This window comes from Paenibacillus sp. Soil522, assembly GCF_001428245.1.
GTDB lineage: Bacteria > Bacillota > Bacilli > Paenibacillales > Paenibacillaceae > Pristimantibacillus.
This window is the reverse complement of record NZ_LMRV01000046.1, coordinates 25,281-51,214: the sequence shown is the minus strand read 5'-3', so window position 1 is coordinate 51,214 and position 25,934 is coordinate 25,281. Positions and strand designations below refer to the sequence as shown.

The window sequence follows — 25,934 nt, the reverse complement described above, 5'->3', positions numbered from 1 at the left end:
TATCGTCTGCGTTAAAGACTATAAGATGAACGAGCTTCAGCGTGCAGCTGTAGATTTGTTCAAGCAGAGTGGGACCGCGAGATAACACGCCTCTGCAGCATAATATGCTGCGGAGGCTTTTCTTTTTATTAGAAATAAATGAGCGTATGAAAAAGGAGCATTGCTTATGTTTCGTCATTTCCGATCGGACATACAAGCGGTTTTCGAGAATGATCCGGCTGCCCGCAGCCGTTTCGAGGTTGTTTTCACCTATTCAGGCTTGCACGCCATATGGGCTCACCGCATCGCCCATCCCTTATACCGCAGAGGATGGTTTACGGCGGCGCGCTTGATCTCCCAGGTGAGCCGTTTCATGACGGGCATCGAGATACATCCGGGCGCTCAAATCGGCGAGCGTTTGTTTATCGATCATGGAATGGGTGTAGTGATTGGTGAAACCTGCGAAATCGGCGACGATGTCGTTATTTATCAAGGCGTTACTCTCGGTGGAACAGGCAAAGAAAAAGGTAAGCGTCATCCGACAATTGGCAATAATGTGGTTATTGGCTCAGGTGCGAAGGTGCTGGGCTCGTTCCAAGTAGGCGAATTTTCCAACATAGGGTCAAATGCCGTTGTTCTGCGGGAAGTACCGACGAATTGCACCGTAGTAGGAAATCCGGGGCGTGTCGTCAAACGAAATGGAGAGCGCGTTGGCGATCGGCTTGATCATACGCAGCTTCCCGACCCGGTCATTGAAATGTTCCGTACGATGCAGAAGGAAATTGACGACTTGAAATCCGAGCTGAAGCAGCTTCGTGAACCTGTAACTGGAGGAGAAAAACGATAATGACAGTATCTATATACAACACCGTATCGCGGTTAAAAGAGCCTTTTGTGCCGCAAGAGCCGGGTAAAGTGAAAATGTATGTTTGCGGTCCGACCGTCTATGATTATATTCATATCGGGAATGCGCGGCCCGTTATTTTCTTCGATGTCGTTCGCCGTTATTTGGAGGATATCGGAAATGAGATCCAATATGTTGTGAACTTTACGGACGTGGACGACAAGCTTATTCGTAAAGCGGAGCAGCTTGGTACGACCGTGCCGGAAGTGGCGGAAACGTTCATTACGGCATTTTATGCGGATATCGAAGCATTAGGCGTTCATAAAGCTTCGATCAATCCGCGCGTGACGGAGCATATTCCACAGATCGTGGCGTTTATTCAAGGCCTGATAGACAAAGGCTATGCATATATGAGCGAAGGTGACGTATATTACCGCACGGCTGCATTTGCGGATTATGGCAAGCTGTCTCATCAAAATATGGAAGAGCTTCAATTCGGTATTCGGGTTGAGATTGGCGACCGTAAAGAGAACCAACAGGATTTTGTATTGTGGAAAGGCGCTAAGCCGGGAGAAATCAAATGGGATAGCCCATTTGGTGAGGGCCGACCAGGCTGGCATATCGAATGCTCGGCTATGGCCCGCACGTATCTTGGCGATACGCTGGATATTCACGCCGGCGGACATGATTTGCAATTTCCGCATCATGAGTGCGAGTTGGCTCAATCCGAGGCATTGACCGGTAAGCCGCTTGCGAACTATTGGATGCATAACGGCTATATTCACATTAACAATGAGAAGATGTCCAAATCGCTAGGCAATGGCATTACGGTGCATGAGCTGGTGAAGCGGGTTAAGCCCCAAGCCGTTCGTTACTTTATGCTCTCGACTCATTATCGAAGCCCGCTGAATTTTAGCGACGATACGGTCGCCCAAGCCGAGAATAGCGTAGAGCGGATTGCGAACTGTGCGGCAAATCTAACGCATAGACTCAAAGCCGTTGACGGTGAGCTGGCTCAAACGACAGGTAATGGTCTTGTTCCTTCTGGTGATGAAGCTCTGGATGAGAGGCTTAAAGCGATATTCGAACAATTCCATGCGAAAATGAGTGATGATTTCAATACGCCTGACGCAATAACGTCCGTATTCGATTTGGTTACGGAAGCTAATCAATATTTGAACCGTGCCGATGCTTCTTCCCGCGCTATCCAAGCTCTGCTAACGCTGCTGGAGCGTATGGATGCGGTGCTCGGTTTGCTGCCTCAGCAGCATGCTGACGCAGCGCTGCTGGATGCGGATATCGAGCAGCTTATCGTGGAACGTACGGAAGCGCGTCAGGCAAAAAAATGGGCGAGAGCCGATGAAATACGTGATCTGCTTACGCAGAAAAACATCGTGCTTGAGGATACTCCGCAAGGTATCCGCTGGCGGCGCAAATGAGCGAGCATATCCATACGAACATGTTGCTCTTTCACCCGCCTTCCAAAAAAGCGCAGCTCATGAACCCTGTCATACTGGCATATATCGGTGATGCCGTTTTTGAGCTTCTCGTTCGGCAATATTTCATTTCGCTGCCGAATCAGAAGTCTCATCATCTTCACCGTGAAGCGACGAAAATGGTTTCTGCCAAAGGACAAAAAAGAACATTGGACCGCTGGCAGCCGCATTTGACAGAGGAGGAGGCGGACATTGTTCGCCGCGGCCGCAATTCGAAGTCGGGCGCTCCTCCCAAAAATGCGGACCTCGCCGATTATCGTCTCGCTACCGCATTGGAGAGCTTAGTCGGTTATCTCTATTATGAAGGCCGTATAAATAGATTGAATGAATTGTTTGCAATTGCGATTGAAGGCCAAGAAAAGAAATAAGGCTCGCGCAGCCTTTATGGAAATTATAAACGATATGAGGAGGACGACCGATGACTGAAGAAACCATTCAGGACGAAATGATTGCCGGCAAGCACCCTGTGCTTGAGGCGCTGCGTTCCGGCCGTGAAATTAATAAAATATGGATTGCCGACGGCGCACAGAAAACCTTAACGCAGCCAATTGTTGCAGAAGCGAAGAAGTTCGGGATTGTCGTGCAGTTTGTTGACAAGAGGAAGCTCGACAGCTTAACCCCGGGAGTTACACATCAGGGGGTTGTCGCTCAAGCGGCCGCCTTCGCTTATGTGGAAGTAGAGGAGATTCTTGAGCGAGCGAAGCAGCGTGATGAGATCCCGTTTATATTGCTGCTTGATGAGATCGAAGATCCGCATAATTTGGGTTCGATTTTGCGTACAGCTGAATGTACGGGAGTACATGGCGTTATCATTCCGAAGCGGCGCTCTGCGGGATTGACGGCTACCGTGCTGAAAACGTCAGCTGGCGCAGCTGAGCATGTGCCGGTTGCCCGCGTGACAAACTTGGCACAAACGATCGATAAACTGAAGGAAGCGGGCGTATGGGTAGCGGGTACCGATGTTAGCGCGTCGCAAGATGTGTACAAGATGAAATTCGATATGCCGCTAGTTGTCGTAATCGGCAACGAAAGTAAGGGAATGGGAAGACTCATCAAGGAAAAATGCGATTTTCTCGTTAAACTGCCTATGCTCGGTCAATTGAATTCACTGAATGCTTCTGTTGCGGCCGGCGTGCTTATGTATGAGGTTGTCCGGCAGCGCCGGAGCATTTAGATCATGAATCGGCGCGACGATATTTTATTAGTCGACGGCTATAACATGATTGGTGCCTGGCCGGTGCTTGAGAAGCTGAAGGAATACGATCTGGAGGAAGCCCGGGACAAGCTGTTAGATTTGTTAGCGGACTATCAGGGCTTCACGGGCATGCAAGTGCACGTGGTGTTTGATGCGCATCAGGTGCCAGGACTTGGAGCCACTTATCGACACCATAAGCTGACAATTGTGTATACGAAAGAAAAGGAAACGGCTGATGAATGCATCGAGCGCCTCTGCTCTGAGCTGTTTGTCAGGCGCAGAAACATTTATGTAGCGACGTCTGATCTGGTGGAGCAGCATGTGGCTTTTGGCAAAGGAGCGCTTCGCGTATCCGCACGCGAGCTGCTGATTGATATCGGCCAAAATCGTAAAAATATCGAGAAGTCGCTGCGCGAGGATAAGCCGGGAACACGCAACTCGGTAGACGGCATCGTCAGCCTTGAAGTTCGCAGTCAGCTGGAAAAGCTTCGCCGGGGAGAAAAATAAAAGGGCAGGGCTTATGGATAGGAGCATTGGAAGCGGGACGAATGCTGCTTCTATTCCACAAAGTTACAAAAATGCTACTAAATTGATAGTTTTCGGGTTCCCGATTGGTTGACGGTGGAAGGTGACATCATGTATACTGACTCTATTATTAGCGATAAGAACGTGTGGAATTTATCAGATATACATTCTTATCTCTCGACGTGAAACATTGCTGAACCCACTGAGATGGGAACAGTTAGATAACGTGAATATGAATCTAGCGGTGTACGCCTTGCAGGCCGGAGGGATAGTTCGTGAGTATCGACCTCAAAGAATGGAGTACGCTCGAGTATGACAGCAGTACGGACGAGGACATTGTCGAAGCAGTCCGCAATGGCGATAGCATAGCGTTGGAATATTTGATTAACAAGTATAAGAATTTTGTGAGAGCCAAAGCGCGCTCCTATTTTCTTATCGGCGCGGATCGTGAAGATATCGTGCAGGAGGGTATGATTGGTCTATATAAAGCAATTCGCGATTTTAAAGGGGACAAGCTTGCGAGCTTCAAAGCCTTTGCAGAATTGTGCATAACTAGGCAAATTATTACCGCCATCAAAACAGCCACTCGTCAGAAGCACATCCCGCTTAATTCCTACGTATCGCTCGATAAGCCCATTTATGACGAAGATTCGGACCGCACGCTGCTGGATGTCATTTGTGGCACGCGAGTTTCTGACCCTGAAGAATTAATTATTAACCAAGAAGAATTCATTGGCTTGGAAGACAAAATGTCCGAAATATTAAGCGACCTTGAGCGTAAGGTGCTGATGCTTTATTTGGATGGAAGATCTTATCAGGAAATTGCTGTCGACTTGGATAGGCATGTGAAATCAATTGACAATGCCCTTCAGCGTGTGAAGCGCAAGCTTGAACGTTACTTGGAAGTAAGAGACATTAGCGGTTGACCGCATTTATCCGTAATTGTTTTTAATGAGGGCTGTCTTCCATCTGGCGGTGTTCAGATGGAATATAAGGTCCTTTTTGTTTTAAAAGAGCACAAGTAGACTATACTGGTAGAAACGAGCCCGATGTTCTGTTGCTGCCAAATATTCGTAGGCCAAACACGTATCTTTTACATTGACATCAAAATTGCTGTGTGATAAAGTGTTTAGGTAGGCCTAAATTCGAGGTTTTTTTTCGTTTTGGCGTTGGAATCAATGAACTTTCATATAGAGCTTCATGATTCGTATTTTGTAGCAGTTCGGGAGGTGTAATTCAATGCGGGTAATTATCACGTTGGCATGCACAAACTGCAAACAGAGAAACTATGCGAGCAGCAAGAACAAACGCAATCACCCCGACCGCATCGAGTTGAAGAAGTTTTGCAAGTTCTGTAACGAGCAGACTCCTCATCGCGAGACGAGATAGTCAATTGGAGGTGTGACCGTGGCATTTTTGGCTAAACTAAAGCAGGGCTTTGGTACAACGTTTAGTTTTTTTGCCGACAGCTGGGCGGAACTTAAGAAGGTTCGCTGGCCAAGCCGTAAAGAGTTGACAAGCTACTCGATCGTAGTTTTGCTCACGATCACGTTTGTAACGATTTACTTCTGGCTTCTTGACATCGGGATCTCGTCTCTGGTTGAACTCATTGTTTAAGAAGGGTCCAAAGGTGGATTTGTGATGGAAAAAAGATGGTACGTCGTGCATACCTACTCCGGCTATGAGAACAAGGTGAAAGCCAATTTGGAGCGCCGTGTTGAATCGATGGGCATGGAAGACAAAATTTTCCGTGTGCTTGTTCCTATGGAAGATGAAGTGGTAGAGAAGGACGGTAAGAAGAAGACTGTCCAACGTAAAGTCTACCCCGGCTATGTTCTTGTGGAAATGGTTCAAACCGACGATTCTTGGTACGTTGTTCGAAATACGCCTGGCGTAACTGGATTTGTAGGATCAACAGGTTCCGGTTCAAAACCGATTCCTCTCTTGCCTGATGAGGTTGAGCAAATACTCAAACACATGGGCATGGAAGAACCAAAACCAAAAATCGAGTTCGATCTGAAAGAAACAGTTCGCGTCAAAGTGGGTCCTTTCGCAGATTTTGTCGGTACAGTAGAAGAGATTTTGCTCGACAAAGCGAAGTTGAAGGTTCATGTGAACATGTTTGGCAGGGAGACCCCACTAGAGCTGGATTACACTCAAGTGGAGAAGATATAATATCTGGTTTCCGAACCCATCGGAATATTCCGGTGGAATTTGGATGCGAAGTAGTAATGCCTCTTTTGGCGGCAAATGCTATTTACGCATGGAATAAAGGGTTAGGAGGTGTCAGGCATGGCAAAAAAGGTCATCAAGATGGTCAAACTGCAAGTTCCTGCAGGTAAAGCAAACCCAGCGCCACCGATCGGTCCAGCACTTGGTCAAGCAGGCGTTAACATCATGGCGTTTTGTAAAGAGTTTAATGCTCGTACAGCAGATCAAGCAGGCTTGATTATTCCAGTCGTTATTACAGTATTCGAAGACCGTTCCTTTACTTTCGAAACAAAAACGCCGCCGGCAGCAGTATTGATACGCGTCGCAGCTGGTATCGAAAAAGGATCAGGCGAACCGAACAAGAAGAAGGTCGCTACTGTAAAACGTGACAAAGTTCGCGAAATCGCTGAGCAAAAAATGCCGGATCTTAACGCAGCTTCTGTTGAAGCGGCAATGCGTATGGTTGAAGGTACTGCTCGCAGCATGGGCGTAACTATTGTTGACTAATACCGCAAGGTAGCTTGCTTTGCGAAGCTTCGGCTTTCGCGGGTGGGAGGATCATCCTCAGGAGGATATTCCGCTACAACCACATAAGGAGGAAATAACAATGGCTAAACATGGTAAAAAATATGTAGAAGCTGCTAAGCTTATCGACAGCGAAGCAACTTACGAGTCTTTGGAAGCGATCGAGCTTGTTAAAAAGGCTGCGACAGCTAAATTCGACGAGTCCGTTGAAGTAGCAGTTCGTTTGGGTGTAGACCCTCGTAAACAAGACCAAGCCGTTCGTGGCGTAGTTGTACTGCCGCACGGTACTGGTAAAACAAAACGCGTTCTCGTTTTCGCAAAAGGCGAAAAAGTGAAAGAAGCGGAAGCTGCGGGTGCTGATTTTGTCGGCGATGCAGACATGATTAACAAAATCCAACAAGGCTGGTTCGATTTCGACGTTTGCGTAGCAACGCCGGACATGATGGCTGAAGTTGGTAAACTTGGACGGATCCTTGGCGGTAAAGGTTTGATGCCTAACCCTAAGGCAGGAACAGTAACGTTTGACGTTGCTAAAGCCGTACAAGAAATTAAAGCCGGTAAGATTGAATACCGTCTTGATAAAGCAGGTCAAATCCATGCGCCAATCGGTAAAGTATCCTTCGACGCTGAGAAACTCAACGAGAACCTCAAGGCATTGATCGATGCGCTTAATCGTGCAAAGCCGGCAGCTGCAAAAGGTATTTACCTGAGAAACATCGCCGTTTCTTCGACAATGGGTCCTGGTGCCCGTGTTTCTACAGCGATTTACCGCTAAGAAGAACGGAATTAAATTCGAATACGCATACCGTAGACAGTAGGTGCCTGAAGGCTTAATTTCCTACCGAGGTGTTATGATAAAACGTTTGTAAGCAATATTCGATCCTTTAGGGTTGATGCGCGATAACGACATCATGGCCTTCGCAGTGTCTGCGAAGGCCTTTCTCATGCATCGAGGCGTGGAAAGCCCGTCGTAATTAACGGAATGTATACTATTACGGGAGGTGTACAGTTTGGCTAACGCAAATATCATCCAAGAGAAACAAGAGGCAGTTGCCGTAATCGCGGCGAAAATTGCTGCTAGCTCCAGTACAGTTGTAGCTGACTATCGTGGATTGAACGTTGCGCAAGTAACTGAACTTCGGAAACAACTTCGTGAAGCAGGAATCGAATTCCAAGTTCTTAAAAACTCGCTCGTTCGCCGCGCAACAGAAGGTACGGATTATGTAGAATTGAACAATATTCTTACAGGTCCTACTGCTATTGCATTCGGTAAAGAAGACGCTGTTGCTCCAGCGAAAATTTTGAACGATTTTGCAAAGAAAAATGACGCATTGAAACTTAAAGGCGGCATTGTTGAAGGTAAAGTCGTATCTCAAGAAGAGATCAAAGCACTTGCGGAACTTCCGTCCCGCGAAGGTTTGCTATCTATGCTCCTCAGCGTATTGCAAGCTCCAGTGCGCAACTTCGCGCTTGCGGTTAAAGCAGTCGGTGAGAAGCAAGAAGCACAAGCTTAATATTAAGCAACAAATCTTTATTGCATTGAACCGGCGAAAGCCGGCCGTTTGATAAACCAAAAAAACTAAAACATATTCCTGGAGGTATAACCATGTCTAAAGAACAAATCTTAGAAGCCATTAAAGTTATGAACGTTCTTGAACTGAACGAACTAGTTAAAGCAATTGAAGAAGAATTCGGCGTTACTGCAGCAGCTCCAGTAGCAGCAGCAGGAGCTGGCGCAGCTGTAGAAGCTGAGCAAACTGAATTCGACGTTATCCTTAACGGCCCTGGCGCTTCGAAAATCAACGTAATCAAAGTTGTTCGCGAAATCACAGGTCTTGGCCTGAAAGAAGCGAAAGACTTGGTTGACAGCGCTCCTAAAGCTGTTAAAGAAAAAGTTGCTAAAGAAGAAGCAGAAGCAGTTGCAGCTAAGCTTACTGAAGCTGGCGCTTCCGTGGAAGTTAAGTAATATTGCTTCAACAAAATAAGCTGATCATGCGGTTGAACGATGAATCGGCTGGCGAGCCCCTTGAATCCGTCAGGTTTCAAGGGGTTCGTTCTATGTTAAAAGATAAGAATGTATAAGTTATTTGCTTATACATTCTTATCTTTCAACGCGAGACAGGACAACCGGTTGTGCGAAAGCGCAATGGAATACGGGGAGTGATGAATCATGTCGAATCACTATTACTCACAGAGCCCAGAGGTAAAGCATAATCGTCAAGTTCATGAAGTGTTTCTTCGGGGCTTTTCTTTCCGATTTATGACGGATGCAGGAGTGTTCTCAAAATCGGGTGTCGATTATGGGAGTCAAGTTTTGATCGACGCACTCAAGCTTGATGCGGATGCGAAGGTGCTCGATGTTGGCTGTGGTTATGGTCCTATTGGATTAACAGCAGCAAAACTTGCTGAGAACGGGCTAGTGACGATGATTGATATAAATGAAAGAGCGGTAGAGCTTTCGCGTGAAAATGCAAAGCTTAATAAGATTTCGAATGTTAACGTTTTGCAGAGCGATTTATATGAAGCCGTTAAGCATTTGAAGTTCGATACGATCGTAACGAATCCGCCTATACGTGCAGGTAAAGCAGTCGTGCATCGGATATTTGAAGAAGGCTATGAATTACTTGAGCAAGGCGGCAGCATGTGGGTGGTCATTCAGAAGAAGCAAGGGGCGCCATCTGCGCAAGCAAAGCTGGAGTCGTTGTTCGAAGGTGTAGAAGAAGTGACGAAGGACAAGGGCTATCGTATTTTTAGAGCTGTAAAAGGCTAGTTAAAAAACGCCAGACTTGCTTTTAAAATATCTTAGAAAATAGAACGAAATTTATTGACTTGACTTTTTGGATATGGTAAAATTATAAAATGTCAGCATTAAATTGGGCTCCATCTCTTTAGTTAACTAAAATGTCAAGTGTGAATTTTTCGTGCGGAATGCATAAGTTTTACACATTTGACGTATAATGTTTACGTTTTGGGCAAAATTATTTGATATGAGACTATCACAGCTGTGCTGTGATTGTTTAACTGCCGGAACATGCTCTTTTTTCGAACTATTCGATAAGGGCTTTTCTTTATTTGACAATATAGGCGGCTGGTCCGACTATGGTGACGCAGTAAGTATCGATGCTGTGATACAGACATGAGGGGTGAGGTTAAGTTGGCAGGACAACTTGTTCAGTATGGTCGGCGCGCGCGCAGAAGCTACGCCAGGATCAACGAGGTGCTGGAAGTCCCGAACCTGATTGAAATCCAACAAAAATCGTATGAGAAGTTTTTGGAAAGCGACTTGATCGAGTTGTTCCAGGATATTTCTCCGATTTCGGACTTTACGGGCAATCTATCGCTTGAGTTTATCGACTATAGCTTGGGCGAACCGAAATATTCGGTCGATGAATCAAAAGAGCGCGACGTGACGTATGCGGCTCCTTTACGCGTTAAGGTACGACTCTTTAATAAGGAGACCGGCGAAGTAAAGGAACAAGAAGTTTTCATGGGTGATTTCCCGCTTATGACAGAGACAGGCACGTTTATCATTAACGGGGCCGAGCGTGTCATAGTCAGCCAATTGGTTCGATCCCCGAGTGTGTACTTCAGCACGAAGGTCGATAAGAACGGGAAGAAGAATTACACAGCAACGGTTATTCCTAACCGTGGCGCTTGGCTGGAGCTTGAAACAGATGCCAAAGATATTATCTACGTTCGTATTGACCGGACCCGGAAAATACCGGTAACGGTACTTTTGCGTTCGCTAGGATTCGGTACTGATGCTGAAATTCTAGAGCTGCTTGGCCACGACGAGTACATTCGCAACACGTTAGACAAGGACAATACGGATTCGACCGAGAAAGCGCTGATCGAAATTTATGAGCGTCTTCGTCCGGGCGAGCCTCCGACTTTGGATAATGCGAAGAGCTTGCTGGTAGCTCGTTTCTTTGATCCAAAACGCTATGACTTGGCCAATGTAGGCCGTTACAAAATAAACAAAAAGCTCCACATCAAGAACCGTTTGTTTAACCAGCGGCTCGCGGAAAATCTAGTAGATCCTACGACCGGTGAAATTATCGCTGAATCGGGACAAATGATTGACCGTCGATTGCTTGATGAAATTCTCGAAAATCTCGAGAAGGATGTTGGTTTCAAAACGTATCACGTTGCTAACGGTGTTTTGGATGCGGATAGTATTCCACTGCAAACAATTAGCGTATTCTCGCCATATGACGAGAGCAAGGTTATTAAGGTAATTGCCAATGGCATTATTGATAAATCCGTGAAGCATATTACGCCTGCGGATATCATTTCTTCCATTAACTACTTTATTAATTTGCTTCATGGTGTAGGCAGCACGGATGATATCGATCATCTGGGCAACCGTCGTCTGCGTTCCGTAGGTGAGCTTCTTCAAAACCAATTCCGTATCGGTTTGTCTCGTATGGAGCGCGTTGTGCGCGAAAGAATGTCCATACAAGATGCGAATGCGATTACGCCTCAAGCGTTAATTAACATTCGTCCGGTTATTGCATCAATAAAAGAATTTTTCGGCTCCTCGCAGCTGTCCCAGTTTATGGACCAAACGAATCCGCTTGCTGAATTGACGCATAAGCGTCGTTTATCTGCACTCGGACCCGGCGGTTTGACTCGGGAACGCGCGGGCTTCGAAGTTCGTGACGTCCATCACTCCCACTATGGGCGGATGTGTCCGATCGAGACGCCAGAGGGACCGAATATCGGTTTGATCAACTCCTTGTCCTCCTTTGCCCGCATTAACGAATATGGCTTCATTGAAGCGCCTTATCGTTGGGTGGATCCGAAGACGGGAATTGTTACGGAGCAAATCGCATACTTGACTGCAGATGAGGAAGATAACTACGTTATCGCGCAAGCGAATGCGAAGTTGACTGCAGAAGATAAGTTTGCAGAAGAAAATACGATCGTTCGTTACAATAAACAAGCCGATAACATTTTGACGATGCCAAGCGATCGCGTTGATTACATGGACGTATCACCTAAGCAGGTTGTATCCGTTGCGACAGCGTTAATTCCATTCTTGGAAAACGATGACTCCAACCGTGCTCTCATGGGATCGAACATGCAGCGTCAAGCGGTGCCGCTTCTCATTCCTAGATCGCCGCTTGTTGGTACAGGTATGGAGCATAAGGCAGCGAAAGACTCCGGCGTTTGTATTGTTGCTAAGTATGACGGTATAATCGAACGTTCATCCGCTAACGAAATTTGGCTACGCCGCGTTGAACAAATCGACGGCAAGCCGGTTACCGGCGACCTCGTAAAACATAAGTTACACAAGTTTATGCGTTCTAACCAAGGAACGTGCATCAATCAGCGTCCGCTTGTGCGTAAAGGCGACGTGATTAAGAAGGGCGATATTCTTGCAGACGGTCCTTCCACTGAAATGGGCGAATTGGCTCTTGGTCGCAACGTTGTCGTTGCATTCATGACGTGGGAAGGCTACAACTATGAGGATGCGATCCTGCTTAGCGAGAAGCTTGTGAAAGAGGATGTTTACACATCCATTCACATTGAGGAATATGAGTCTGAAGCTCGTGATACGAAGCTTGGACCGGAAGAAATTACGCGCGACATCCCGAATGTCGGCGAAGAAGCTCTTCGTAACCTGGATGAGCGCGGTATCATCCGTGTCGGTGCGGAAATTGGCGCAGGTGACATCCTCGTTGGTAAAGTAACGCCGAAGGGCGTAACGGAACTGACTGCGGAGGAAAGATTGCTTCACGCTATCTTCGGTGAGAAGGCTCGTGAAGTTCGTGATACTTCGCTGCGCGTACCGCATGGTACAGATGGTATCGTTGTAGACGTGAAAGTATTCACGCGTGAGAACGGCGACGAATTGCCGCCTGGCGTTAACCAGTTGGTACGTGCCTATATTGCTCAAAAACGGAAAATTTCCGAAGGTGACAAAATGGCCGGACGTCATGGTAACAAAGGGGTTATCGCCCGTATCATGCCTGAAGAAGATATGCCATTCCTGCCGGATGGCACACCTGTTGAAGTTGTTCTTAACCCGCTCGGCGTACCGTCGCGGATGAACATCGGTCAAGCGCTTGAGGTTCACTTAGGCATGGCTTGTAAGCATCTCGGCATTCACGCCGCAACGCCGGTATTTGACGGCGCGCGCGAGAATGACGTTTTCGATACGATGGAAGAGGCCGGCATGCAGCGTAATGGTAAAACCGTTCTGTATGACGGACGGACAGGCGAAAATTTCGAGCGTGAAGTTACGGTTGGGGTCATGTACATGATCAAGCTGGCGCACATGGTCGATGATAAAATCCATGCCCGTTCCACTGGTCCTTACTCACTTGTTACACAACAGCCGCTCGGCGGTAAAGCGCAATTCGGCGGTCAACGTTTCGGGGAGATGGAAGTATGGGCGCTTGAGGCATACGGCGCCGCTTACACGCTTCAAGAAATATTGACGGTTAAATCCGATGACGTGGTTGGTCGCGTGAAAACGTACGAATCGATCGTCAAAGGCGAAAACGTACCAGAACCAGGTGTTCCGGAATCGTTTAAAGTTTTGATCAAAGAGCTTCAAAGCTTAGGTATGGATGTTAAGATCCTGTCTGAGAACGAAGAAGAGATCGAAATGAAGGAAATGGACGATGAGGACGAGGCAACGGGCGATAAGCTCAATCTCAATATTGAAGGTGCCGAAATAGGCGCTGCTGAATAAACTAGTTGCTGGATTCCGTCACATGGTCACGCGCCTATGACGGAATCTAGCTGATTAGATAGACATTGTCATACATGACGGAGGAGGGTTGCTCCTTGTTGGACGTGAACAACTTCGAGTATATGAAAATCGGTCTGGCTTCGCCGGATAAAATTCGCTCGTGGTCCCGCGGAGAAGTTAAGAAACCGGAGACGATCAACTATAGGACCTTAAAACCGGAGAAGGAAGGTCTCTTCTGCGAGAAAATTTTTGGACCTACGAAAGACTGGGAATGTCATTGCGGCAAATACAAACGTGTTCGCTACAAAGGCGTTGTATGCGATCGCTGCGGCGTTGAAGTAACGCGCGCTAAAGTTCGCCGCGAACGTATGGGCCATATTGAACTAGCTGCCCCAGTTTCTCATATTTGGTACTTCAAAGGGATTCCAAGCCGCATGGGTCTTGCGCTTGATATGTCGCCTCGTTCGCTTGAGGAGATCATTTATTTTGCATCCTATGTCGTGACGGATCCAGGTGATACGCCGCTAGAGAAAAAACAGCTCCTTTCGGAGAAAGAATACCGCAGCTACCGTGAGAAATACGGGTATGGATTCCATGCCGGTATGGGCGCTGAAGCTGTTAAAAAGCTTTTGCAGGATATCGACGTTGACAAAGAGCTGGAGCAATTGAAGGAAGAGCTGCGTACTGCTCAAGGGCAACGACGTAACCGTGCCATCAAGCGCCTAGAAGTCGTCGAAGCATTCCGTAATTCCGGCAACGAGCCGGAATGGATGATTCTTGACGTGCTTCCGGTAATACCTCCCGAGCTTCGTCCGATGGTACAGCTCGACGGCGGACGTTTTGCTACGTCTGACCTTAACGATTTATATCGTCGTGTTATTAACCGTAACAACCGTCTGAAGCGTCTGCTTGATCTTGGTGCGCCTGATATTATCGTGCAAAATGAAAAACGGATGCTGCAGGAAGCGGTTGACGCATTGATCGATAACGGTCGTCGCGGTCGCCCCGTAACAGGTCCAGGTAACCGTCCTCTAAAATCTCTCAGCCACATGCTGAAAGGCAAGCAAGGACGTTTCCGTCAAAACTTGCTCGGTAAACGGGTTGACTATTCAGGCCGTTCGGTTATCGTCGTAGGTCCAAACTTGAAAATGTTCCAGTGCGGTCTTCCGAAGGAAATGGCACTTGAATTGTTCAAGCCTTTCGTTATGAAAGAGCTTGTTAATAAAGGCTTGGCACATAACATTAAGAGTGCGAAGCGCAAGGTAGAACGCGTAAGCCCTGAGGTATGGGATGTTCTTGAGGAAGTTATCAAGGAGCACCCGGTATTGCTCAACCGTGCCCCGACGCTACACAGATTAGGTATTCAAGCATTTGAGCCTATCTTGGTTGAAGGTCGCGCGATTAAGCTTCACCCGCTCGTATGTACAGCGTACAACGCTGACTTCGATGGTGACCAAATGGCCGTTCACGTTCCGTTGTCTGCCGAAGCACAAGCAGAAGCCCGTTTGCTCATGCTTGCATCAGGCAACATCCTTAACCCGAAAGACGGCAAGCCGGTCGTTACTCCGTCTCAGGATATGGTTTTGGGAAGCTTCTACTTAACGATGGATAACAAAGAGGCTAAAGGCAGCGGTTCCGTATTTGGAACCATTAACGAAGCTATCTCTGCTTATCAGCGTGGTATTGTTTCCTTGCATGCCAGAATTTTCATTCCGGTGCGCGTTCTTAAGAAAGTTAATTTCACGGAGCAGCAGCAAAACTCGTTGCTCGTTACGACGGTTGGTAAAGTAATCTTCAACGAAATTTTCCCTGAGGATTTCCCTTATATCAACGAAGCGACGAAAACGAATCTGCTGCACGGTACACCTGATAAATATTTTGTATATGAAAAAGGCGCCGATCTTGCTAAATTTATGGACGCGATCAGTACGCCGGGTGCGGTAGGTAAGGACTATCTCGCATTAGTTATTGCGGAATGCTTCCGTCAATACCACACAACGCTTACTGCCATGCTTCTTGACCGCATTAAGCAGCTTGGTTTCACTTACTCGACTAAGGCTGGTATTACGATCGGCGTATCCGACGTTATCATTCCGGTAGAGAAAGACGAAATCATGAAACGCTCAGATGAGAAGGTTGCTACCGTTATGAATCAATACCGTCGCGGTTTGATTACGAACGAAGAGCGCTATGACCGGATTATCAGCATTTGGAGTAAATGTAAAGACGAGATCACTGAAGTTCTTATGAAGTCAATGGATCGTTACAACAACATCATGCTTATGGTGGACTCCAAAGCACGGGGTAACAAATCGCAAATTACGCAGCTCGGCGGTATGCGTGGTCTGATGGCCAATCCATCGGGTCGTATTATCGAGTTGCCAATTAAATCGAACTTCCGCGAAGGTCTTACCGTCCTCGAGTACTTTATCTCGACTCACGGAGCGCGGAAAGGTTTGGCCGATACAGCGCTTCGGACAGCCGATTCCGGTTACTTGACTCGTCGACTTGTCGATGTTGCGCAAGACGTAATCGTACGTGAAGAGGATTGCGGTACGGATAAAGGCTTCTCCGTTAGCAAAATTCAAGACGGTAAAGAGGTTATCGAAGATCTCTATGACCGTATTGAAGGCCGCTATGCGTTTGAAACAGTTCGTAATCCAAAAACAGGCGAAATTATCGTTAACCGCAGCGAGTTGATCGACTCAAACAAAGCGGATGCGATTATCGATGCCGGTGTAGAAAAGCTGCAAATCCGTTCCGTACTGAGCTGCCGTGCGCGTCATGGCGTATGTAAGATTTGTTATGGACGCAACCTGGCAACCGGTAAGCACGTTGAGATTGGGGAAGCGGTAGGTATTATCGCAGCTCAATCGATCGGGGAGCCGGGAACACAGCTGACAATGCGTACGTTCCATACGGGCGGCGTAGCCGGCGATGATATCACACAAGGTTTGCCGCGTATTCAAGAGTTGTTTGAGGCGCGTAATCCGAAGGGTCAAGCGATTATTTCCGAGCTTGACGGTGTTATTAAAGAAATCCGTGAAGCTAAGGACCGTCGTGAAATCGAGGTTCAAGGCGAAGCGGAATCTAAAGTGTATGCCGTAACCTACGGTTCGCGTATTCGCGTAACGCAAGGGCAGCAAATCGAAGCCGGCGATGAGCTGACTGACGGTTCGATTGACCCTAAAGATATGCTGCGCATCAAAGGTATTCGTGGCGTTCAAAACTACATTTTGCAAGAAGTACAGCGCGTTTACCGGAACCAAGGGGTAGAAATCAATGACAAGCACGTTGAAGTCATGATTAAGCAAATGCTCCGTAAAATCCGTATCGTAGATGCAGGCGGTACAACTCTGCTTCCAGGCGCATTTGTTGACATTCATGAATATGAATCACAAAACCGCGCTGCGATTTTTGCAGACCTTGAACCTGCTGTCGCAAAACCTGTTTTGCTCGGTATTACAAAGGCATCGCTTGAGACGGATTCGTTCTTGTCAGCAGCTTCCTTCCAAGAAACAACTCGCGTATTGACGGATGCGGCTATTAAAGGCAAAGTTGACCAGTTGCTTGGACTCAAGGAAAATGTTATTATCGGTAAGTTGATTCCAGCTGGTACTGGAATGGCTCGTTACCGTAACATTCGCTTTGCTGGCCTTGAAGATGAAACCATTACTGCAGTAGAAGGCGAATTGGAAACGGAAGCTGTTACCGTCGACTAATCGTCGGAGACAGATGCCGTTGCTATAGCCGGACAATAACATAAACGAAAGAGCGTTACATCTTCCGCTTTCTTTGGAAGCGGAAGATGGCCGCTCTTTTGCATGTTTATAGTATGAGTTTTATTTACTAAATGTTGCAAATGAATATCCTTAAAGTTTCTTGACACAATCACAGTGTAGGTGGTACTATATCGAAGTGTGCCTAATTGTGTGATCGCTGAATGGAAGAATTGAAGGTGATTTTCATGCAATTCAAAGTCGGCGCCAAGCAGACGGCCAAGATGCTCGAGCAGCAAAGAGCCATTCAAGTCTATGTTGCAAGAGATGCAGATCCGCAGATGAAAGAGAAGATTGTTCATCTATGTGAGCGGGCGGGAGTTCCGGTTAAATGGACCGATACGATGGAAGACCTCGGGGTAACCTGTGGCATCGATGTCGGGGCCGCAATGGCAGCGCTCGTAACCGAAGAAGAATAACGCAATATCCGTTTTTGTTAGTTGATTATTTTGCGATGATTGACTGGCGAGAACTTTTGTTTGTTCTTTAATGAACCGCCTGGATCTGTGGGCTTAAATTTAGGTGAAATGTCTACCATATTAAAGACATGATTATAGGGAAGGGGGTGGCAACATGCCAACAATTAACCAGCTAGTCCGTAAAGGACGCCAAGCGAAAGTCGTTAAATCGAAATCGCCGGCATTGCAAAAAGGTTTCAACGCATTGAAACGTGAAGCTACAAACATCAGCGCTCCTCAAAAACGCGGTGTGTGCACTCGTGTAGGTACAATGACTCCTAAGAAACCGAACTCCGCGCTTCGTAAGTATGCGCGTGTACGTCTAACTAACCGCGTAGAGGTTACAGCGTACATTCCGGGTATCGGACATAACCTGCAAGAGCACAGCGTTGTATTGATTCGTGGCGGACGGGTAAAAGATCTTCCAGGGGTTCGTTATCATATCGTTCGCGGCGCACTTGATACTGCAGGCGTTAATAACCGTAACCAATCTCGTTCGAAATACGGAACGAAACGTCCGAAAGTTAAAAAATCATAAGTATAACCCTAACGGGTCATTTAAATGCTAGAAATAGCGACTATTAGAAGAAAGGGGGACTTTCTCATGCCACGCAAAGGTCCTGTAACGAAACGCGATGTGCTTCCAGATCCGCTGTATAACAGCAAGCTGGTAACACGCCTAATCAACCGCATTATGCTTGACGGTAAAAGAGGCGTTGCACAAACGCTATTGTATGATGCTTTCAAACTGATTCAAGAACGCACGGGTAAAGATCCGATGGAAGTGTTCGAAGCTGCTTTGAAAAATATTATGCCAGTACTTGAGGTTAAAGCACGCCGTGTCGGCGGTGCAAACTATCAAGTGCCTATCGAAGTTAAACCAGAGCGCCGTACGGCACTTGGTCTCCGTTGGCTCGTGAACTACTCACGTAACCGCGGTGAGAAAACGATGGAAGAGCGTTTAGCTGCTGAAATCACAGATGCTTCCAATAACACTGGCGCAGCTGTTAAGAAGCGCGAAGATACTCACAAAATGGCTGAAGCAAACAAAGCATTTGCTCACTACCGCTGGTAGGATTCTAACATTCGAGAGGGGACCATTTTATGTCAAGAGAGTTCTCCTTGAACAATACGCGTAATATCGGGATTATGGCGCATATTGATGCTGGTAAAACCACAACAACTGAACGGATCTTGTTCTTCACGGGCCGTACCCACAAAATCGGAGAAGTGCATGAAGGTGCAGCTACGATGGACTGGATGGAACAAGAACAAGAGCGCGGCATTACGATTACGTCTGCCGCGACAACCGCTCAATGGAATGGACACCGCATTAATATCATCGACACCCCGGGACACGTTGACTTCACAGTAGAAGTTGAGCGTTCCCTGCGCGTTTTGGACGGGGCCGTTGGAGTTTTCAGTGCGAAAGAAGGAGTCGAGCCACAGTCTGAGACTGTATGGCGCCAAGCTGACCGTTATAACGTTCCGCGGATCGCTTACGTCAACAAGATGGACATCATTGGTGCTGACTTCCTAAACGTTATTAAAGATATGCGTGAGCGTCTGCAAGCAAACGCTGTTGCCATTCAAATACCGATTGGCGCTGAGTCTGACTTTGTCGGCGTTATCGATATCGTTGAACGTGTAGCGTATAAGTATAAAGACGACACAGGAAAAGATCCTATTCAAGTTGAAATTCCTTCGGAGTATGCTGACCAAGTGGAAGAGCTTCGTACGGAATTGATTGAAAAGGTAGCAGAGCTTGACGAAGAGTTGACAATGAAATATCTGGAAGGCGAAGAAATTTCAATTCCAGAAATCAAAGCAGCCCTGCGTAAAGGTGTTTGCGAAGTTAAAATCTTCCCTGTAATCGTTGGATCTTCATACCGCAATAAAGGTGTTCAATTGATGTTGGATGCGGTTGTCGATTATCTTCCATCTCCGCTTGACGTACCTGCAATCAAAGGTACGCTTGAAGACGGAGAAGAAGGTGAACGTCCATCATCCGATTCGGAGTCATTCGCAGCATTGGCTTTCAAAATCATGACGGATCCTTATGTGGGTAGATTGACTTTCTTCCGTGTATATTCAGGAATTCTGAAATCCGGTTCTTACGTTCTTAACTCAACTAAGGGCAAACGCGAACGGATCGGACGTATTCTACAAATGCATGCGAACGCTCGTCAAGAGATTTCCGAAGTTTATGCAGGTGATATCGCTGCAGCAGTTGGACTTAAAGATACTACGACAGGGGATACTCTTTGCGACGAGAAGAACATTATCATTCTTGAATCAATGAACTTCCCTGAGCCGGTTATCTCGGTTGCTATCGAACCAAAAACGAAAGCTGACCAAGACAAACTAGGTATCGCTATTTCCAAGCTGGCAGAAGAAGATCCTACTTTCCGTGCACATACGGACGAAGAAACAAACCAAACGATTATTTCTGGTATGGGTGAGCTTCACCTTGAAATTCTCGTTGACCGTATGTTCCGCGAATTCAAAGTTGAGACAAACGTTGGTAAACCGCAAGTTGCTTACCGCGAAACGTTCCGTGAAGCTGCGAAGGTTGAAGGTAAGTTCGTTCGTCAGTCCGGTGGTAAAGGTCAATTCGGCCATTGTTGGGTTGAATTCTCACCACTTGAAGCAGGTTCAGGCTTTATATTCGAAAACAAAACAGTTGGTGGATCAATTCCTCGTGAATTTATCGCTCCTATCCAGGCTGGTATCGAAGAGTCAATGAAGAACGGTGTAGTAGCCGGCTTCCCGCTCGTTGATGTCAAAGCTGTTGTTGTTGACGGATCGTACCATGATGTTGACTCCTCGGAGATGGCGTTTAAAATTGCAGGTTCGATGGCGCTTAAAGCTGCCAAAGAAAAATGTAAGCCAGTTCTTCTTGAGCCAATCATGAAGGTAGAAGTTACTGTTCCTGAAGAGTACATGGGCGATGTTATGGGTATGCTTAACTCCCGTCGTGGTCGTATCGAAGGTATGGATACTCGTGCCGGTGCACAAATTATCCGCTCCAAGGTACCTCTCTCCGAGATGTTCGGTTACTCCACAACACTACGTTCCGGTACACAAGGACGCGGCGTATTCTCCATGGAGCTTTCTCACTATGAAGAAGTTCCAAAATCGATCTCTGAAGAGATCATTGCTAAGAACAAAGGCGAGTAATCGTTTTTGTCCTTATAAACCATTTGCTTTTGGCCGTCAGCTAAGTTTGCTTGCAAACCAGATGCCGGCCCACACATAAAAAATTCATGATATATTGAGGAGGCTCAAGTTCAATGGCTAAGGCTAAATTTGAACGTAACAAACCGCACGTTAATATCGGTACTATCGGTCACGTCGATCACGGTAAAACGACTTTGACTGCAGCTATCACGACTGTACTTTCCAAAAAATACGGCGGTGCAGCAATCGCATTCGACCAAATCGATAAAGCTCCAGAAGAGCGCGAGCGCGGTATCACGATCTCGACAGCTCACGTTGAGTATGAGACGCCAGCTCGTCACTACGCACACGTTGACTGCCCAGGTCACGCCGACTACGTTAAAAACATGATCACTGGTGCTGCACAAATGGACGGAGCTATTCTTGTAGTATCCGCTACTGACGGCCCAATGCCACAAACTCGTGAGCACATCCTGCTTTCGAAACAAGTTGGCGTTCCTTACATCGTTGTATTCCTGAACAAATGCGACATGGTTGAAGACGAAGAGCTTCTTGAATTGGTTGAAATGGAAGTTCGCGACCTTCTTTCCGAGTATGAGTTCCCAGGCGATGACACTCCAATCATCCGCGGTGCAGCTCGTGAAGCACTTGCTAACCCAGAAGGTCCTTGGGCTGAAAAAATCATCGAGCTCTTCGAGCAAGTTGATACTTACATCCCAACTCCTGAGCGCGACACAGCTAAGCCTTTCCTTATGCCTGTCGAGGACGTATTCACAATCACTGGCCGTGGTACAGTTGCTACAGGTCGCGTAGAGCGTGGCGTTATCAAAGTCGGCGACGAGGTAGAAATTATCGGTCTTGCTGAAGAATCCCGTAAGTCCGTAGTAACAGGCGTTGAGATGTTCCGTAAATTGCTTGACTCCGCTCAAGCTGGTGACAACGTAGGCGCATTGCTTCGTGGTGTAGACCGTAGCAACATTGAGCGTGGACAAGTTTTGGCTAAACCGGGTTCGGTTAAACCACACACTAACTTCACTGCACAAATCTACGTTCTTACTAAAGAAGAGGGTGGCCGTCACAAGCCTTTCTTCACTGGCTACCGTCCACAGTTCTACTTCCGTACAACTGACGTAACAGGTATCATCAACCTGCCAGAAGGTACTGAAATGGTTATGCCTGGCGACAACATCACTGTAACGGTTGAGCTTATCTCTCCAATCGCTGTTGAAGAGGGAACTCGTTTCTCTATTCGTGAAGGCGGCCGTACTGTAGGCGCTGGCGCTGTAGCTTCTATCCAAAAATAATTGATGGCGGCTCTAGCCGCTATGAATAACAGAAGCCCTCACTCTCGTGAGGGCTTTTGATTTATACACTTAATCGTTGTATTGACTTATTTTACAGTCGGCGAATGATTGACTGCATACCTCAAGCCCATTTAATATTAGGGAATAGTTTAAAACAAGGTCGTCTTTGCTCGTTAGATTCAGTCACTCGCGTACAGTCATAGGCTTTAATGAGAGAAAGCGATAATGCTTTGCTGTATATGTTTAGTCCCAATAGAGCTCCACAATAAGACGACCTAATCATGAGAGGGGTATAACGGATGAACAGAAAGTTTTGGATTAGCCTTGCACTCGCTTCGGTTATGGTTATAACGGCAGCATGTGGTGCGAACACAGGTAAAACAGGAAAGGATACTGACGACGGCAATACGGTTAATTCAGGCAGCGAGGCTGAAAAAACGTATACGATTGCCATTTCCCAAATTGTTGAGCATCCATCGCTGGATGCAACGCGCGAAGGCTTTATCGCTGCGCTTAAGGATGCAGGAATCGAAGAAGGCAAAAACCTGAAGATCGATTTTAACAACGCACAAGGCGATGCAGCCAATATTAAAACCATTTCGCAAAAAATCGCATCTAGCAAAAGTGATCTTGCTCTAGGGATCGCTACTCCGACTGCGCAAAGTCTTGCGGATGATGTTAAGGACATACCTGTATTATTTGCTGCGGTAACTGATCCGATTGATGCCGGAATCGTTACGCAATTGCAAGCGCCAGGCGGTAATATTACAGGCGCTTCAGATACAAACCCGGTTGCGATTACGCAAACAATGGACTTTATCGCTTCCCAGTTGCCTGATGTGAAAAATGTAGGTCTTATTATTAATGAAGGTGAACAAAACGCTGTCGTGATGGGCAACATTGCCGAGGAAGCACTCGACAAGCATGGAATTAAGCTGATCAAAGCATCTGTAGCTAACTCTTCAGATGTTAAGCAGGCTGCTGATTCCTTAGTAGGTCGTGTAGATGCCATCTATATTACTTTGGATAACATGGTTGTAACTGGTGCAGATGCCATTATCGATGTAGCGAACAATAATGATATTCCTTTCTTCTCAGCTGATCGTGATACGGTAGAGAAGGGCGCATTCGCTGCTGTTGGCTTTAAATATTATGATCACGGTTATGAAGTCGGCCAAATGGCAGTTGAAATATTAAAAAATGGAAAATATCCTGGCGATATGGATGTAACCGTTCCTCAGAAGCTTGATTTCATATTCAATATGAAAGCAGCAGCAGAGCAAGGCATTACGGTTACTGACGAAATGAAAGCATTTGTAAAAGATCAACAAAATAACATCATCGAGTAAGTTCTTGCTATTTAGCTTAAATTAATAAGAAAAGCATTCAGGGGGTGATCGGGCTACTGGTTCACCCCTTTGTTATGATAATGGAGGTATGTCATTTGCTCGCATATATGCTAGGACCTCTCGTTTCTATGCAGGGAGCTGTAGAAAGCGGATTATTGTATGCGCTTATGGCGCTTGGAGTTTATATAACGTTCCGGATTCTTGATTTTCCGGATTTAACGGTAGATGGCAGCTTTACTACAGGCGCAGCCATCGGTACTGTCCTGACGGTTAACGGAACAACTCCGTGGCTGGCTGTCTTATGCGCATTTGCAGGCGGAGCTATAGCCGGCACATGCACGGGGCTGCTTCATACAAAAGGTAAAATCAACGGGCTGCTGTCCGGTATTATTATGATGATTGCGCTGTATTCGATTAATCTTAGAATTATGGGTAAGCCCAACGTTTCTTTACGAGGCCAGGAGAACCTTTTCGCGAATGCTTCGACACTCGTCCTTATGATTATTATTGCAGTTGTGGTTAAGCTGGTGCTGGATTTATTTTTTCGCACCGACATTGGGTTAAGCCTTCGGGCAACCGGCGACAACTCTCGTATGATCCGCAGCTTTGGTGCTAATACCGATATTACAACGATTTTCGGAATAGCCTTGTCGAATGCGCTTGTTGCGACTTCAGGGGCATTCGTTGCCCAGTATCAGAAATACGCCGATAACAGCATGGGAATAGGCATGATCGTAATTGGTCTCGCATCGGTCATTATTGGCGAAGCGATATTCGGAGCACGCACTATTTTTAGAGCTACGTTAGCTGTTGTTCTTGGATCTATTATTTATCGGATAATTTATGCATTAGCTCTGCGTGTGGAGTGGTTAGATGCATCGGACATGAAGCTGATTACAGCCGTTATCATTATTTTTGCATTGATTGTGCCTTCTGCACGCCGTTTATGGAAGCAAAAAAATACAGCGCGGAAGCGTACGGCAGAGATGCTTGCTTCTATGGATAAAACGCAGCCGGGAGGCGGACGCTAATGTTGGAAATTGCTAAAGTGTCCAAGCTGTTCAATCCAGGCACGGTGGATGAGAAAACGGCGCTCTTTGGCGCTAACCTTACGATGAAGCCGGGCGATTTTATAACGGTTATCGGAAGTAACGGTGCAGGAAAATCGACCTTGATGAACATCATATCCGGTGTCATGAAGCCGGATGCGGGAGAAGTGCGGATTGACGGCCGCAATATCAGCCAGCTTACCGAGTATCGACGCAGCCGTTGGATTGGGCGTGTATTTCAAGATCCGATGGCGGGTACGGCGCCTCGCATGACAATTGAAGAAAATTTGGCGATTGCTTATGCACGCGGTAAATCTCGCGGGTTCTCATTTGGCGTTACCCGTGCGAAACGCGCGATATTCAAGCAAGAGCTCCAGCGCCTTGGTATCGGGCTTGAAAACCGTCTTGGCGCTAAAGTAGGTTTATTGTCAGGCGGAGAGAGGCAAGCGCTTAGCTTGCTCATGGCAACCTTTACAAGACCGCAGATTTTGCTGCTGGATGAGCACACCGCGGCGCTTGACCCTGCGAGAGCGGAGCTCATTACTACACTAACGGAAAGTCTTGTACGTGAAATGAATTTGACGACTCTTATGGTTACTCACAATATGGAGCAGGCTATTCGCCTTGGCAATCGTTTAATTATGATGGACAAAGGACGGATCATCCTTGATGTGCCGGAAGATCGCAAAAAAGATCTCACCGTCGAACAACTGCTTGGTGAGTTCGAGTTAATTAGCGGCAAGAAGCTGGCCGACGACAGAATCGTATTAGGGTAAGAGCATGCAGCGGGCGGACAAATGGAAATGAAGGCTTCGCTCACTATAAGTAAAGTGCTGCTGCTATCTGTAATAGTACAAAAACGCAACGGCATCCGCTCGTTGCGTTTTTGTATGTAAATTCGAACGCATGCAAATGCGATTAAAAAGCTTATCGGATTACGCTGGCGTTATTTGGGGGATGTCTTTTCGTTCATTAGATGTTTATAATCAGTTAGCGCCCATTAAGTCCGTTATTATAATGGATAGGTTCTAAATGCTTGTAAAAAGGGACATAATGGGCCATATGTGGGCTTAAACTGCATAAAAAGCTATGCTTATCGGTATGGTGAAAGCCAATTGGAGCATCCTTAAGCGTTTATTTTGGGCTACTTTATAGTATTTGCAAGGAGATGAAACTTTATGTTGCATTTGCCTATTAAATTCGATATAATATTGACTGTTGGTCTGACGTTGCGATGATGTGAGAGGTTGCCGACACACCCGGCCCCTTTGCCATGGGGCATGTGCAGGGTTTTCTCACGGAGTATGTCCGATAATAAATTGGGCGATAGAAGGAGG

Annotated in this window: 24 protein-coding genes and 1 other annotated feature; all 24 genes read left to right on the top strand. The window is 46.7% G+C overall.

Annotation, left to right across the window (positions count from 1 at the left end):
- Window positions 1–166: 166 nt before the first annotated feature.
- Window positions 167–826, top strand: coding sequence for a serine O-acetyltransferase (gene cysE, locus ASG81_RS15740; RefSeq protein WP_056636041.1), 660 nt, complete (start codon window positions 167–169; stop codon window positions 824–826).
- Window positions 826–2,262, top strand: coding sequence for a cysteine--tRNA ligase (cysS, locus tag ASG81_RS15735; RefSeq protein ID WP_056636031.1), 1,437 nt, complete (start codon window positions 826–828; stop codon window positions 2,260–2,262). Before cysE ends, cysS begins: the two co-directional genes overlap by 1 nt.
- The gene (locus tag ASG81_RS15730; protein WP_056636029.1) at window positions 2,259–2,687 is read left to right on the top strand and encodes a Mini-ribonuclease 3; all 429 of its coding nucleotides are present in this window, start codon (window positions 2,259–2,261) and stop codon (window positions 2,685–2,687) included. The genes cysS and ASG81_RS15730 overlap by 4 nt, the downstream gene beginning before the upstream one ends.
- 50 nt (window positions 2,688–2,737) lie before the next feature.
- Complete coding sequence (rlmB, locus tag ASG81_RS15725) at window positions 2,738–3,493, top strand: 23S rRNA (guanosine(2251)-2'-O)-methyltransferase RlmB (RefSeq protein ID WP_056636026.1); 756 nt, start codon at window positions 2,738–2,740, stop codon at window positions 3,491–3,493.
- Between the two features lie 3 nt (window positions 3,494–3,496).
- Window positions 3,497–4,021, top strand: a complete 525-nt coding sequence (locus tag ASG81_RS15720; protein WP_056636024.1) for an NYN domain-containing protein — start codon at window positions 3,497–3,499, stop codon at window positions 4,019–4,021.
- Between the two features lie 293 nt (window positions 4,022–4,314).
- Window positions 4,315–4,965: an RNA polymerase sporulation sigma factor SigH gene (gene sigH / locus ASG81_RS15715; protein ID WP_053373882.1), complete on the top strand. Its 651-nt coding sequence runs from the start codon at window positions 4,315–4,317 to the stop codon at window positions 4,963–4,965.
- A 313-nt stretch (window positions 4,966–5,278) separates the two neighbouring features.
- Complete coding sequence (rpmG, locus tag ASG81_RS29940; RefSeq protein ID WP_015847242.1) at window positions 5,279–5,428, top strand: 50S ribosomal protein L33; 150 nt, start codon at window positions 5,279–5,281, stop codon at window positions 5,426–5,428.
- Between the two features lie 18 nt (window positions 5,429–5,446).
- On the top strand, window positions 5,447–5,656 hold the full coding sequence (gene secE / locus ASG81_RS15710; protein ID WP_056636022.1) for a preprotein translocase subunit SecE: 210 nt from the start codon (window positions 5,447–5,449) through the stop codon (window positions 5,654–5,656).
- A gap of 24 nt (window positions 5,657–5,680) precedes the next feature.
- Complete coding sequence (gene nusG, locus ASG81_RS15705; RefSeq protein ID WP_053373884.1) at window positions 5,681–6,214, top strand: transcription termination/antitermination protein NusG; 534 nt, start codon at window positions 5,681–5,683, stop codon at window positions 6,212–6,214.
- A 117-nt stretch (window positions 6,215–6,331) separates the two neighbouring features.
- On the top strand, window positions 6,332–6,757 hold the full coding sequence (gene rplK / locus ASG81_RS15700; RefSeq protein WP_056636018.1) for a 50S ribosomal protein L11: 426 nt from the start codon (window positions 6,332–6,334) through the stop codon (window positions 6,755–6,757).
- 100 nt (window positions 6,758–6,857) lie between these two features.
- The gene (rplA, locus tag ASG81_RS15695) at window positions 6,858–7,550 is read left to right on the top strand and encodes a 50S ribosomal protein L1 (RefSeq protein WP_056636015.1); all 693 of its coding nucleotides are present in this window, start codon (window positions 6,858–6,860) and stop codon (window positions 7,548–7,550) included.
- Window positions 7,551–7,562: 12 nt separating this feature from the next.
- Window positions 7,563–7,728 (top strand) — a sequence feature (ribosomal protein L10 leader region).
- A 57-nt stretch (window positions 7,729–7,785) separates the two neighbouring features.
- Window positions 7,786–8,289: a 50S ribosomal protein L10 gene (rplJ, locus tag ASG81_RS15690; protein WP_056636012.1), complete on the top strand. Its 504-nt coding sequence runs from the start codon at window positions 7,786–7,788 to the stop codon at window positions 8,287–8,289.
- 92 nt (window positions 8,290–8,381) lie between these two features.
- Entirely contained in the window at window positions 8,382–8,741 is a 360-nt protein-coding gene (rplL, locus tag ASG81_RS15685; protein ID WP_056636009.1) for a 50S ribosomal protein L7/L12, read from the top strand.
- A gap of 204 nt (window positions 8,742–8,945) precedes the next feature.
- Window positions 8,946–9,545, top strand: a complete 600-nt coding sequence (locus ASG81_RS15680) for a class I SAM-dependent methyltransferase (protein WP_200961520.1) — start codon at window positions 8,946–8,948, stop codon at window positions 9,543–9,545.
- 384 nt (window positions 9,546–9,929) lie between these two features.
- On the top strand, window positions 9,930–13,478 hold the full coding sequence (gene rpoB, locus ASG81_RS15675; protein ID WP_056636002.1) for a DNA-directed RNA polymerase subunit beta: 3,549 nt from the start codon (window positions 9,930–9,932) through the stop codon (window positions 13,476–13,478).
- A 95-nt stretch (window positions 13,479–13,573) separates the two neighbouring features.
- Entirely contained in the window at window positions 13,574–17,200 is a 3,627-nt protein-coding gene (gene rpoC / locus ASG81_RS15670; protein WP_056636000.1) for a DNA-directed RNA polymerase subunit beta', read from the top strand.
- 245 nt (window positions 17,201–17,445) lie between these two features.
- Window positions 17,446–17,676, top strand: a complete 231-nt coding sequence (locus ASG81_RS15665; protein ID WP_056636089.1) for a ribosomal L7Ae/L30e/S12e/Gadd45 family protein — start codon at window positions 17,446–17,448, stop codon at window positions 17,674–17,676.
- A gap of 154 nt (window positions 17,677–17,830) precedes the next feature.
- Entirely contained in the window at window positions 17,831–18,253 is a 423-nt protein-coding gene (gene rpsL / locus ASG81_RS15660; RefSeq protein WP_053373892.1) for a 30S ribosomal protein S12, read from the top strand.
- A 66-nt stretch (window positions 18,254–18,319) separates the two neighbouring features.
- Complete coding sequence (gene rpsG / locus ASG81_RS15655) at window positions 18,320–18,790, top strand: 30S ribosomal protein S7 (protein ID WP_028609662.1); 471 nt, start codon at window positions 18,320–18,322, stop codon at window positions 18,788–18,790.
- A 29-nt stretch (window positions 18,791–18,819) separates the two neighbouring features.
- Window positions 18,820–20,895: an elongation factor G gene (gene fusA / locus ASG81_RS15650; protein ID WP_056635998.1), complete on the top strand. Its 2,076-nt coding sequence runs from the start codon at window positions 18,820–18,822 to the stop codon at window positions 20,893–20,895.
- Window positions 20,896–21,008: 113 nt separating this feature from the next.
- Window positions 21,009–22,199 carry an elongation factor Tu gene (gene tuf / locus ASG81_RS15645; protein ID WP_056635996.1) on the top strand — a complete coding sequence of 397 codons (1,191 nt, stop codon included), beginning with the start codon at window positions 21,009–21,011 and terminating at the stop codon, window positions 22,197–22,199.
- A 299-nt stretch (window positions 22,200–22,498) separates the two neighbouring features.
- Window positions 22,499–23,548 carry an ABC transporter substrate-binding protein gene (locus ASG81_RS15640; protein ID WP_056635992.1) on the top strand — a complete coding sequence of 350 codons (1,050 nt, stop codon included), beginning with the start codon at window positions 22,499–22,501 and terminating at the stop codon, window positions 23,546–23,548.
- Between the two features lie 107 nt (window positions 23,549–23,655).
- The gene (locus tag ASG81_RS15635) at window positions 23,656–24,579 is read left to right on the top strand and encodes an ABC transporter permease (RefSeq protein WP_056636086.1); all 924 of its coding nucleotides are present in this window, start codon (window positions 23,656–23,658) and stop codon (window positions 24,577–24,579) included.
- Complete coding sequence (locus ASG81_RS15630) at window positions 24,579–25,373, top strand: ABC transporter ATP-binding protein (RefSeq protein ID WP_056635990.1); 795 nt, start codon at window positions 24,579–24,581, stop codon at window positions 25,371–25,373. The genes ASG81_RS15635 and ASG81_RS15630 overlap by 1 nt, the downstream gene beginning before the upstream one ends.
- Window positions 25,374–25,934 lie beyond the last annotated feature (561 nt).